The organism is Paenibacillus sp. fava2 (genome assembly GCF_058313675.1).
On the sequence record NZ_CM177755.1, the window covers coordinates 4,537,526 to 4,549,806 of the forward strand.

Sequence of the window (12,281 nt, forward strand, 5' to 3'; positions counted from 1 at the left end):
CAGTGATCTCCACAGCAGTCTGTGCAGCGCCTAACCTAGTAGTTTAATCAGCAGACAATAATCACTCTACAACAGCCCCGCACCAAAGCTACAAATGCTCCGCCAAAAAAGCCTGCCAGGCCACACGCATCTCCAGCGTCTCCATATGCCCGCCCGTTGCCGTGACATTGCGCCAGTGCTCCGGTTTGCCGGCAGCCTCATAGGCTGCGGACAAGCCTTCGTCCAGCAGCCTTACACCCTCAGCCGGACACATCCGGTCACTGCGGCCGTTGAGGCTCATCCGCGGCCGCGGAACGATCCGCTGCTGGATCTCAAGCGTCGTGAAATGCTTGAGCAGCCCCGGAACATAGGAGTAGAAGCCGTGATGATCCAGGCCTCTTTTATCGATCAGCGTCTGGGCATCTACCTGTCCGCAAATATCAACCGTTACCTTAACCCGCTCATCCAGCGCCGCCAGCCACCAGGCCATCAGCCCGCCCATCGACATGCCGATGGTGCCAATCCGCCCGGTGTCAATGTCTTCACGGCTGCACAGGTAATCCAGCGCACGGCGGCTGTCATAGAGCATCATGCCCCACAGGACTTTGCCCGTCCAGAGCATTTCCTTCACCAGCTCACTCTCGGCCTTGCCGCCGCGTTCATTGAAGCCCCACATATCAATGCAGCAGACGGCATAGCCCATATCTGTCAGCGTCTTGGCAAAGGAAGGCGACTGCAGATAAGAACTGCTGCTTAGCAGCTCCTTGCGGCCATTCGTGTAATTCCCGCCGTGCGAATGGTTGAACAGCACCAGAGGGAACGGCCCGTCACCTTCCAGCGGCTTCACAAGCGTCGCCGGAACCTTCTCCAGCCCGTTCAAATCCAGCAGCAATGATTCCATGCGGAAGCCGTCATGGATTTCCTGCTTCAGCAGCACCGCTTCAACCGGTCCCGGACCATGCTCCGGCAGATCGCCGAGCAGCGACTCCAAAGGAATTTTTTGATTACTCATCTTAAGCACCGTCCTATCCCTTAAGATTCAGATCAGCTCCAGTAAGCGTTACCCGCTCTTCCAGCTGCTCCGGCTTGCGTGTATTGCGCGACTGGCAGCTAACCAGCTCGACCTCTTCCCCGTTCTCAATATAGAAGGCTGGTCCCTCATGATTCTCGACCGTCACCTGATGGAACTTCACGTCCCGTACATTGCCGAGGTAGAATCCGCGGTTATTCATATTCTCCATGCCGGTCATCATGTCCGGATGGCCCGGCACCGCATTCTCCGCCATGGAAATATCAACATTGCTGAAGGTTACTTCGGATACATACTGCTCAGCCAGCCCGTACAGGAACCCGGCAGCGGCATGCACATTGCGGGCGGTAATGTTGGCAAAGTGAACCCGGCGGAAGCATGGCGTCTCTTCCGTAATGGGATACGGATTTTTGTCCCAGACATATTTCTCCTTGCCGCGCGGGCCGCAGAAATAATAGAGGTTCATCGTGAACGGACAGAGCACATGATCCATGACAATGTTGGAGATGCGGATATCTTCGACCGTTCCGCCCCGGCCGCGCCGCGACTTCATGCGGATCCCGCGGTCAGTCTCCTTAAAGATACAGTTACTGATGACGACATTGCGGATGTCGCCGCTCATCTCGCTGCCGAGCACTACAGCACCGTGGCCGTGAGCCATAGTGCAGTTCGTGATCGTAATATTTTCACACGGAATCCGCTCTGCCGTATCCTCGGTTCCCGCCTTTATGGCAATGCAGTCGTCTCCGACATCAATGCTGCAGTTGCTGATCCGCACACCGCTGCACGACTCGGGATCGATACCGTCTGTATTCGGGGAATCGGCCGGATTGATAATTGATACATTGTCCACAGTGACATTGCTGCACTCGATCGGATTAACCGTCCAGCTCGGTGAATTGAGCAGCGTAACATCCTTGATCGTCACCCGGCTGCAGCGGTCAAAGCTGATCAGCTTCGGACGCGGATATGCCAGCTCCTCCCGGCGGTTACGAAACACATCCCACCACGGTCCGCCGTTGCCGTCCAGCGTTCCGCTGCCTGTGATGGAGATGTTGACCAGGTCACTGCCATAGATGCAGGAAGCATAGACCTGCTGCCGGACGCCTTCCCATCTGGACTCTACCACCGGGTAATCACTCTGATCTGAACTGAAGGACAGCACGGCCCCCGGGCTTAAATGCAGCTCGATATTGCTCCGCAGAATAATAGCCCCGCTTAAAAAACGGCCTGCCGGAACATACACTGTCCCGCCGCCGGCTTCACTGGCCGCTGCAATCGCCTCATGAATCGCTGAAGTTGCGAGAACTCCGCTATCCCGCTGTGCACCGTAATCAGTAATGTTATACATTTGCAGCATGGGAACCTCCTTGTCCGGAAAGCCCGGAATCGCCGGAGCCTGCTCTCAACTGCTCATACTCCGCACAAGCCTGCAGGAATGCCCCCAGCCCCTTCTGGTCGTTCGTAATAATCGGCTCGCTAATGTAATACGCATACGTTCCGTCCCGTTTGTCTGCACCGCCGAGCCCGGCTACCTGACAGTTTTTGTTCAGGTTAACCCGGCCTTCCTTCGTTACGAGCACAAATTCGGCAATCAGCCCGGTGTAAGCGCGGTCCAGCGCCTCAGTCCAGCTGTTATCCAGAGCGCCCAGCCGGATTCCCTTGCCTATTGCATACACGATCATGCTGGAAGCCGATGCTTCCAGATAATTGCCCTTGCGCTCCCCAAGATTGACGACCTGATACCACACGCCTGCTCCCGCATCCTGATAGTTCTTTAACACACCAAGGGTATCCCGCAGAATGCGCACCAGCTCGGCATAGTCGGCATGATCTTCCGGCAGTATTTCCAGCACATCCACAAGCGCCATCAGATACCAGCCCATCGATCGTCCCCAGAAATTTTCGGACAGTCCGGTTTCAGGATTGCACCATGGCTGAACCTTCTTTTCGTCCCAGGCATGGAACAGCAGTCCGGTTACCGGATCTTTGGTATGCTTTTCGCACAGGATAAACTGCTTCGTTACATCACCCAAATCTGCCCCTTCCTCAAAAGTAATCAAATACTCCAGATAGAACGGCGAACCCATATACAGCCCGTCGAGCCAGATCTGGTACGGATAGATTTGTTTATGCCAGAAAGCTCCCTCCGAAGTCCGGGGATGAGTCTGCAGCTGATCACGCAGGTTAGCGGCGGCCAGCTTATATTTTTCAAGTCCGGTCTCTGCATACAGCGTAAACAGCAGCTTGCCGTTATTGATATGATCAATGTTGTATTCATCCTTGCGGTAGCCGCGGATACTGCCGTCCTCCTGAATGAAATAGTCCATATTGTCAGCGATATAATTGAAATATTTGCGTTCACCCGTCTGCTTCCACAGCAGCTCATAGCCCTTTAACACCACACCGTAATCGTATGACCATTTGCCGTTGTAGCCCTTATCCTCGTACAGTCTCGGCAGACGCTCCATCAGCGTATCCGCCGTCTTTACAGCCCATTTCTCTCCCACTTTGCACCCTCCTCTTATTGTAAAAAAATCCCTCCAGCCTTCAGCGGATCCAGCCGGCATCCCCGCCAAAAACGGCCTCCGGCGTAAACCGCTCCAGCTCGCTCCCACGCAGCTGCTTAGACCAGCCCACCCGCTTGTCCGCTTGTGCTCCAGGTCCCTCAGAACCGGCCTCCCCGTAATGTACGGTTTGCCACACACTGGCCTTGTCCCAGTCATTCCAGCCCTCACGGCGGATATGTGCGCCCATCCAGCAATCGAGAAACACAGTCTGAGCGAAGTCGCGCCACGGTCTTCCCAGGTATACAGTGCCTTCGGCCGCATCGCTGACCAGCCGGCATTTATGAAACACAAAGCCTGTCTGCTTATCTTCTGGAGTAGCGGCAGCCGTAACGTAGCCGTTAATCTCCTTGCCAAGATTCAGGCTGGTGATTTCGCATTCATGAAAATAGGCCGTAGCCGAGCCGAAAATAAAATCGATATCCCCGGTAATCCGGCAATGCTCAAAATAATTGCGCCCGCTCCGGTTCACCTTTTCTTCCTTGGGCTTCGCCAGATACAGCGTATCCTGGGCCGCAAGAAAGGTGCAGCTCCTGAATGACACCTTGTCGGCATCGACATAGAGCGCTACCGCCTGGCCGACCTCATCGCTGCTGCCGGCTGTATTTTCAAAAATAATATTCTCAACCGTGATATTATCACCGGTAATGTAAGTGCTGCATGAGGCAAAAGTGCCCATCGGCGTACCTTCAATGCCCGGCTTGCGCGCATAATCATCGTAAACGAATCTAACCTCGCCTTTGCCGATAATCCGCAGATCCGGTTTATTGATGCGCAGCTTCTCATAATAAACTCCGGCTTCAATGTGCAGGACAGTCACGTCCCCCGTTCCTTCCGGTATGCTGTCCACCGCGGCCTGTACAGAGCTGTAATCACCTCCGCCGGTCTTGCTGATCACCATATGCTTCATTCTTTATCACCTCAAATCCCGTATATCCTGCACAACGAACCCACCCGGTGCGGGTGGGCTCGCCAAACTTGAAGCAGGTCTTAAAGTCTTACTTCTGAGTCAGCTTGTACGCTGCTTCATACTCTTCAGTAATCTTAGTGCCGCCGGAATCCTTCCAGGTCTGTACCGCTTTTTTGAAATCAGCTTCAGTCGCCTGACCCATGATGTACTTAAATGTAGCATCGGTGATGATCTTCGCAAGCTCCGTACCCTGCTCGTTGTTTGTTGCGGAATCGAGCGGCACAGTCGGATCAAACACGGCATATTGGTCATTTTCACGAATCAGTTCGTTGGCCAGCTGTTTCTCCGGATTGGCATCCTTAAGCGTATAAGAGATTTCGCTTGGTCTGCTGGAGGAGAAAGGCTGCACATCTGCCTGCCAAAGCTCGGTATTAAGGACTTTATAAGCGCCGTTTTCATCGAATTCATAGTGCGTGCCTTCAATACCGCCGGTCATGAGCATGAATGCTTCTTCATCGATCAGATCATTGATGAACTGCAGCAGTCTTTTCAGCTCGGCTTCGGTTTTAACCTCGGATTTCGGGAATGCCATCAGACCGCCGACGCCGCTGCCTTCGGACCAGATGTGGTATTCGCCGTCACCGTTCGAGATTTTGTTGATCGGCACAAGCTCAAGGCCTTCCTGCAGATCCTGGGCCAGCGTTCTCAGGCTGGAGATATCGACCATACCGGTGTAGATCCCGGTTTTACCCTGTGCAAATTGCTGCTGCTGGTCGGTTTTGGCTGTAACGGCAAAGTCCTGCGCCAAGTATCCGTTTTCATAAAGCTTCTTGGAGAAGTTCAAGGTGTCCATATATTCCTGCGTATCGAATTCCGGAGTGAACTTGCCGCTCTCATCCACTTTCCAGCCGTTCGGTGTGCCAAAGTAGGAGCTCAGTGTTTTGAAGCTGCTGTATTTCAGATCGTTACGGTCACCAAAGCCGGTTGTATCATCTACACCGTTGCCGTCCGGATCATCCTCGGTAAATGCTCTTGCCACCTCATACACTTCATCAAGTGTAGTCGGAACCGGCAGGCCCAGCTTATCCAGCCAGTCCTTGCGCATGATCAGACCGGAGCGGGCCAGGTTCTTCTGGAACGGTACGCCGTACAGAACGCCTTCAATGGATGCGGCTTCACGAACTTCCGGCGAAATTTTGGACAGATTATCATAGTCATCAAGGTAAGGGCCCACATCCCAGAACAGTCCGGATTTCAGCGAGCTGCGCACCGAGGAGTTGGTCATCATGGTCAAGGTTACAATATCAGCCAGCTCGCCGGAAGCCAGCGCCGTTGTGATCCGTTCTTCCTTGGAAGCATCGGGTACCCAGTTGAAGGTGATTTTGGTATTGGTATACTCCTCCAGCAGTTTCTTGATTGTATCAGTCGGCGGGGAGGCTGTGTGCAGAATGTTCAGCCAGGTTAATTCCAGCGGCGCATTCTCGTCTGCTACGGCAGCGTTTTTCTCTGCTTCATTATCTCCTCCGCACGCCGACAGCAAAGTGGAAAGCACGGTAACGCAGGCAAGCATACTGACCCATCTTTTCTTCATAACTCTTCTCCTTTAAAAGTAGATTAATTGGCACTGCCTTAGTAAACGCCGTCTTCGCCCATTTTTTTGGCCAGCTTGTTGGAGGCCATTACGAGAATCAGACCGACTACGCCTTTGAACAAGCCTACCGTGGTACTAAAGCTGAGCTGGCCGTTCTTCAAGCCCGCCGTATAAATGTAGGTGTCAAAAATTTCGGCCACTTCGCGGTTGAGCGAGTTGAGCAGCAAATACATATGTTCAAAGCCAAGATCCAGCGTGCTGCCGATTTTGAGGATCAGCAGGGTGATGATAACTGGACGGATGGCCGGCAGTGTCACATGCCAGGTTTTGCGCAGACGGGCAGCGCCGTCCATTTCCGCAGCTTCGTAGAGCTGAGGATCTACTACAGTAATAGCAGCCAGATAGATGATCGTAGACCAGCCGAGCTCTTTCCAGATGATCTGGCCGATATAGATCGTGCGCAGCCATTCCGGTGAGGTCAGGAAGCTGATTTTTTTGAAGCCCATGCTTGCGATCATTTCATTGATGACCCCGCCGTCCACAGTCAGGAATACATAGGTAATGGATACAATGATAACCCATGACATGAAGTGGGGGATGTACACAATGGTCTGAATCCAGTTTTTGAGATGACGGTTCTTAAGTTCATTTAACATTAAAGCGACGATAATCGGCAACGGAAAGAAAATCACAATATTCAGCGCGAACAGGATGAGCGTGTTGCGCAGCAGCATCATAAAGGTCGGCTCCGTAAACAACCGGATAAAATGCTTGAATCCTACCCATTCGCTGCCCGTGATTCCGAGGAACGGCTGATAGTTCTGAAACGCTATTACAAGTCCGCCCATCGGCAGGTACTTAAATATGATGAAGTACACCAGTCCGGGCAATATCATCAGATATAAGAGCTTGTATTTCTTTACTGCGGTCAGGAACGCGCTGCCTTTCCTCTTTTCCAGATTCAGATTTGATGGTGCGGTGACGCTTGAAACTTTCACTTGTCAGCCTCCTTTGGTCATTCGGGGATTACGCTCCCTAGACTAAAGAATTTCCGGCGTTACGTATATAATCATTATGTGACTACCGTGGTCGAAACCCTTATGGCTGCAGTGTTTCTGCCTCTTTGACCTCCTATGATGATTACAGGGTAAGATAATGATTATGGGCTGACCAAGGCACCTATTCCGGCGGTAAACCCAACACCTCATGCCCGGATTATATACGTAATTTATCCCTCTTGTTACAGTTGAAAGGTAACCGAATACAAGGAGGATATGAAATGAACCACAGCTCACGAAGAAAAGAATCACTCGGCGGACAGATCTTCACGGTCGTAAATGCCGGTATCCTGATTCTGATCGCACTAGCCTGTCTGTTGCCTTTTGTAAACATTATCGCCAGCTCCTTCGCGACCACCCAGGAAGTGATTGCCAAGAAATTCATCCTGTTCCCGACTACCTTTTCACTGGATGCATACCGCTACATTCTGTCCACACCTACAATCTTCAAAGGTCTCGCCGTATCTGTAGGTGTCACTATTGTAGGTACCATTGTTAGTATGATTCTGACGGCGCTGATGGCCTACGGCCTGTCCCGCAAATATCTCCCGCTCAGAAACACCATTAACTTCATTGTTGTGTTCTCCATGCTGTTCAGCGGGGGCATGATCCCAACCTTTCTGGTTGTAAAATCGGTCGGCCTCATCAATTCCTACTGGTCTCTGGTGTTCCCGGTGGCGATCAACGCCTTTAATATGATCATCATGCGCAACTTCTTCCAGGCGCTGCCGGACAGCCTCGAGGAATCTGCCAAGATTGACGGAAGCAATGACTTCGGAATTTTCCTGAAAATCATGCTGCCGCTGGCCCTCCCGTCCATCGCGACCATCTCCCTGTTCTATGCGGTTGCTTACTGGAACACTTACATGAACGCCATTCTCTACATTAATGATTCGGTAAAATGGCCGATACAGGTGCTGCTGCGCCAGATCGTTATCGTCTCCAGCGGGATGCAGGCTGAGGGTACCTCGGTCGATATTATCCCGCCGGCCCAGACGATCAAAATGGCGGTAATCGTAGTTGCTACAGTTCCGATGCTGATCGCTTATCCGTTCGTGCAGAAGCATTTTACCAAGGGTGCCTTGATGGGGGCTGTAAAGGGTTAATTGTATAGTAGTAAAAAGAAACGGTACCGCCTTCACTAAAGGCCGATACCGTTTTTTTGTACCTGATTATGCTAAAAAGGTTGTGATGATTATTGCTGTGACCTAAGGATCATGCTTTTGGGTTAGGCACCCTGCTGCAGCTTGCGGTAAGTGCCCGGTGTAACCTGCTCCTTCTTGCGGAAGGAACGGATAAAGTTCTGCGGGTTATGGTACTGCAGCCGCTCGGCGATCTCGCGGATCGTCATGTCTGTCTCTGACAGCCATTTCTTGGCCATCTCCAGCCGGTAATTCATCAGATACTCACTAAACGATGTGCCGTATTCCTTCTTAAAGATGCTGCTGAGATAATTCGGATTGTAGTGCAGCCGTTCGCCGATGCCCTCCAGCGTCAGCTCCTGGTCGAACTCGGAATGGACAATAGCGGTAATCTTGTCGGACAGGCAGCGGAACTGCTTGCTTGTCTTCTCCTTCATGGCCGTGGTCATCGGGTAGATGACCTCCTGCACCAGCAGGTGTTCAATCTCTTCGGGATTACGGATGTCCAGCACCCGGTGGTACAGCTTGTTGTTATCCTGGGTCAGCAGAACCTGAATACCGAGATGCTGCTCGAGCTGAATCAGATTGTTCACCAGCCGCACCAGCATAACCTCAAAATTCAATGTGCTCTTGTTCTTGCCGATCAGCTGGGCCAGGAACGGGTAAAGTGCTTCTGTTACCTGCTCCCTGTCCCCCAGCCGGATGCCGTTAAACAGCTGTGACTCCAGCTCCGCAGGATAATGCAGCAGCACCGGACCGGAGACGACCTTGTATATATCCTCATAAAAGATAATCGATTCCTTACCGAGATTCAGCCGCTGGTGCAGCGCCTGCTTGCCCATCTCGCAGGCTTCCTTGCTCTCCAGCAGATCACGGTAGGACATGCTGAACCCGATGCTGATCGGGACCTTCAGATAATTCCGCACTGCCTTCAGAAGCGCTGTTCCATAGTCCAGCAGCTCTTTGTTGAGCTCTTGACCGTCAGGCTCCGGCATAGCCAGGACTGTTGCCTGAGTGTCATCATTCAGAATAATCGGCTGCATCCGCTGTGACTTCGGAATGATCTCCTCCACCATCTTGTTGATGGCCAGCAGCAGGACATCCTTATCGGACGACCCCTGCGCGCCGAAGCTGTCCAGCTGAATAAGCATCACCGTATATCTCAGGCTGCCGTTAGGCGGATATCCGAAGCGCTGCAGATTCCTTTCCAGATCCTCAGGGGTTTCGCGGTTGCGCAGCAGGTTGTGGAGCAATTGGGTCTCCAGCTGCGGCATTTCCGCTTTGATCAGACTGGCTAATGATTCCTTCTCCGACAGGATGGTATCAATGGAATGGATAATATATTCGAACTCATTTTTGGTGTTCACCGGCGGGATCACGGATAAACTGCGCTTGATCTGCTGTATGGGTTTTGTAAAATAAGTAGCGACAATATAAGCGACAACCAGTATCAGCAAAATGCTCAGCAGCCCGAGAGCGTACAGGCCGAATTTGGTCATTTTGAGCGTACCGGCGATTTCTTCCTGATCCAGCTCCGTAAGGTAAATCCAATTATTATAGGAGGACTTGGAATACAGCAGCTGGAGCGGCTGGTTTCCGCCTGTCTCCATTTCAGTCTTGCCGTTCTCATCACCCGCGGTAATGCTGCCGCTTAGCTCCGTAAGCTGTTCCGGTGTCAGGCTTGTCTCTTTCTGTCCGGAATCATACAACAGCTCACCGGATTTATTCAGAATGTACACCTGGGCCTTCTCGTCCGTCTTAATGATTGAATCCAGCGTGTACCGGGAGATGTCGGATAAGGCGATGGCCTGCTTTTTGCTGGAGAACACAGGCAGTGTATTCACGAACCTTATGCCCTTATCCGTCTTGACCCAAAATAAACTCTGACTCTGGTGGTCGATATACTGCTCACGCAGCTGCTCCACATCCGCTTCACTCAGGCTGGTCAGCCGCTCATTCATAATCTGCCAGTTCTGCTCCAGACTGATCAGCGAATATTCCGTACCCTCCGCCGTCATCGAGGCAATATAATTCAGCTGCGAATTGACACTGCGGTAAGCCTCAAAGTCCTTGATTGTAATCGGATTCGTGACCAGTTCCTGAAAAGAGCTCGTCGTGCTGAACGTATTGAACGCATATTCAATGCTCTGGATTTTGTGCTCCAGATTGTTCTTGATCTGCTCAACATAGCTCTGCTTGCTGCTGGAGAACTGCCCGACCACCGACCGGATCGTACTGATATAAATATAGCTGCCAAAGCTGGCAACCAGTCCCACCCCGAGGATCAGAATAGGAATGAAAATCCCGTAGAACATTCTCCCTTTTTTCATTGCGCTGCCCCTTTAATATCTGCTCATTAATATTTATTATAGCGCTTTCAAAAAAGGGTTTCCATGATTTTTTTAACGTGTGCAGCAGGTTTTCACACTTTTCTGCCAAGCACAGCAGGTGATTGAGCACGTTAACAATTATTAGGAATGGCAAAGGTTCAGATCGGAGGATGTATATACGAATTGAATAAAATATTCGAATGTTATGCGCCAGATTGTTGTTCAACAGCAAATAGCTTAATGCCATTCGGGGCTTTCATCAGGAAGGGGGCTGTACTGACAGCAAAACTGCAAAAATGGTTGTTAACGTGTTCAATGTTAAATAAACATTATAGATCTCATCCATTTAATCCAATTTATCCATTATTTGAATGTTGAGGAAGAGTTATTTACGTTGAATAAAAGTCCGCCGGGGTTTGGGCGTGCGGGAATATGCTGAATGGTTGATGAGACGCTCGCTTATAAGTAATTGCGGAGTACGAGGAGAGAAGATTCACGTAACTGCCTTCGTGCAACTATAACGCCGTATTTTCCCCGAAGTATGAACATAACTGCACTCCGTACAACTAAAACGCCGCCTCTTCCTGTTTTTGAACAAATCGGGCCATTTTAGTTATATAGAATGCAGTAATACGCTGCAAATGCGGGATTTCGCCAGTTATAGTTGCATAAGTGCAGCTAACGTACCGCATTACGGCAAGTATATAAGCAACAGACTTCTGAAAGCTGAAACGATGCATTATCAAAAAAGACTCTGCCACACACATGAAGCAGTTGTACAATTATCAGTTGTTCAAAACACGGGACTGTTCAACCAAACAATTACGATGCAGTCTCCTTCTATACTCCTGCTCAATCAGCAGCCCCGTCTGCCTGCCTAAGCTGTATACTCAGCCGCCGCTTCATCCCTTGACGGGGCCTCTCCCGCCATCTGCTTGAGCAGCTTCTTCATCATGACCGAGCCTTTGACCTTCGTACTCAGGCAAGGCGACACTTCAATGGTATAGTTGCCCTGCTGTATAGCTGCCTTAAGCTCCGCAACGGTTGAGCATTCCTGTTCCAGCCGGTTCACGACGCTGCCGTACTGCAGGCACTGATGGCTGTCGCTGCCGGCAATGACCGGGATACCGAAGCGCGCCGCAAACGGTTCAATCAGTGCCCGGTACGGCTGCTCGCCCTGCATGTAAATATCCTTGGCATTGAAGTCAAAAGCGTCCAGCCGGGCCAGCAGCGCCGGGTCCAGATGATGCAGCGGTGTTGAGGTGCGGAACGGGTGGGCGCCGATTTTCCATAAACCGTGTGCGTCGGCCAGATCCAGAAGCTGGCGGAACGCGATAAAGGAGTCTTCAAGCGTATTGCCCTCAAGGGCGCAGCGTGCTTCCAGGATGTCCTCTTTTAGTCCGATCAGCAGGATATGGCCGGTCTCAGCAATATCGACCTCCATGCCAGGGAAAATCCGCAGGCCGTCAGCCTCGTAATAATGCCCGTTGTACGGGTACATCCGGTCCAGCGTCTCATACATCCCGAAGAAATTCGAGGTATTAAAGTGCTCTGTGAGCGCAAGTGCCTGCAGGCCGTTCGCCAGCGCCTCCGTGACCATTTCACGGAAGTATTCTTCCGAGAAAGCGGATTTCTTCGATAGCTTGCCGTGGGTATGCAGATCTATTTTCATAT

General features: G+C 51.5%; 9 protein-coding genes. 1 reads left to right on the forward strand and 8 read right to left on the reverse strand.

Annotation, left to right across the window (positions count from 1 at the left end):
• Nucleotides 1–88: 88 nt before the first annotated feature.
• From AC4G46_RS19795 to AC4G46_RS19820, 6 genes are all read right to left on the reverse strand, one after another.
• Nucleotides 89–991 (reverse strand): dienelactone hydrolase family protein, encoded by a 903-nt coding sequence (locus tag AC4G46_RS19795; RefSeq protein ID WP_491124211.1) that lies wholly within the window; start codon nt 989–991, stop codon nt 89–91.
• Nucleotides 992–1,004: 13 nt separating this feature from the next.
• On the reverse strand, nt 1,005–2,366 hold the full coding sequence (locus tag AC4G46_RS19800; RefSeq protein WP_491128936.1) for a glycoside hydrolase family 28 protein: 1,362 nt from the start codon (nt 2,364–2,366) through the stop codon (nt 1,005–1,007).
• The gene (locus AC4G46_RS19805; RefSeq protein ID WP_491124212.1) at nt 2,353–3,519 is read right to left on the reverse strand and encodes a glycoside hydrolase family 88/105 protein; all 1,167 of its coding nucleotides are present in this window, start codon (nt 3,517–3,519) and stop codon (nt 2,353–2,355) included. Before AC4G46_RS19805 ends, AC4G46_RS19800 begins: the two co-directional genes overlap by 14 nt.
• Before the next feature lie 40 nt (nt 3,520–3,559).
• Entirely contained in the window at nt 3,560–4,486 is a 927-nt protein-coding gene (locus AC4G46_RS19810; protein ID WP_491124213.1) for a pectinesterase family protein, read from the reverse strand.
• An 88-nt stretch (nt 4,487–4,574) separates the two neighbouring features.
• Nucleotides 4,575–6,077, reverse strand: a complete 1,503-nt coding sequence (locus AC4G46_RS19815; RefSeq protein WP_491124214.1) for an extracellular solute-binding protein — start codon at nt 6,075–6,077, stop codon at nt 4,575–4,577.
• 38 nt (nt 6,078–6,115) lie between these two features.
• The gene (locus AC4G46_RS19820) at nt 6,116–7,075 is read right to left on the reverse strand and encodes an ABC transporter permease (protein ID WP_491124215.1); all 960 of its coding nucleotides are present in this window, start codon (nt 7,073–7,075) and stop codon (nt 6,116–6,118) included.
• Between the two features lie 281 nt (nt 7,076–7,356).
• Here AC4G46_RS19820 and AC4G46_RS19825 point away from each other — a divergent pair, with 281 nt between their 5' ends.
• Nucleotides 7,357–8,241 carry a carbohydrate ABC transporter permease gene (locus AC4G46_RS19825; RefSeq protein ID WP_090716449.1) on the forward strand — a complete coding sequence of 295 codons (885 nt, stop codon included), beginning with the start codon at nt 7,357–7,359 and terminating at the stop codon, nt 8,239–8,241.
• A gap of 122 nt (nt 8,242–8,363) precedes the next feature.
• Here the strand turns inward: AC4G46_RS19825 and AC4G46_RS19830 are convergent, their stop codons facing one another.
• Both AC4G46_RS19830 and AC4G46_RS19835 read right to left on the reverse strand, forming a co-directional pair.
• A complete protein-coding gene (locus AC4G46_RS19830; protein WP_491124216.1) occupies nt 8,364–10,607 on the reverse strand; it encodes a helix-turn-helix domain-containing protein in 2,244 nt (747 codons plus the stop codon).
• Nucleotides 10,608–11,484: 877 nt separating this feature from the next.
• Nucleotides 11,485–12,279 carry a PHP domain-containing protein gene (locus AC4G46_RS19835; protein ID WP_491124217.1) on the reverse strand — a complete coding sequence of 265 codons (795 nt, stop codon included), beginning with the start codon at nt 12,277–12,279 and terminating at the stop codon, nt 11,485–11,487.
• Nucleotides 12,280–12,281: the final 2 nt, after the last annotated feature.

Excerpts from the sequence above, each read along its gene's own strand:
- AC4G46_RS19830 (WP_491124216.1), bottom strand. The coding sequence starts at position 10,607 with ATGAAAAAAGGGAGAATGTTCTACGGGATTTTCATTCCTATTCTGATC.
- AC4G46_RS19810 (WP_491124213.1), bottom strand. The coding sequence starts at position 4,486 with ATGAAGCATATGGTGATCAGCAAGACCGGCGGAGGTGATTACAGCTCT.
- AC4G46_RS19815 (WP_491124214.1), bottom strand. The coding sequence starts at position 6,077 with ATGAAGAAAAGATGGGTCAGTATGCTTGCCTGCGTTACCGTGCTTTCC.
- AC4G46_RS19795 (WP_491124211.1), bottom strand. The coding sequence starts at position 991 with ATGAGTAATCAAAAAATTCCTTTGGAGTCGCTGCTCGGCGATCTGCCG.
- AC4G46_RS19835 (WP_491124217.1), bottom strand. The coding sequence starts at position 12,279 with ATGAAAATAGATCTGCATACCCACGGCAAGCTATCGAAGAAATCCGCT.
- AC4G46_RS19825 (WP_090716449.1), top strand. The coding sequence starts at position 7,357 with ATGAACCACAGCTCACGAAGAAAAGAATCACTCGGCGGACAGATCTTC.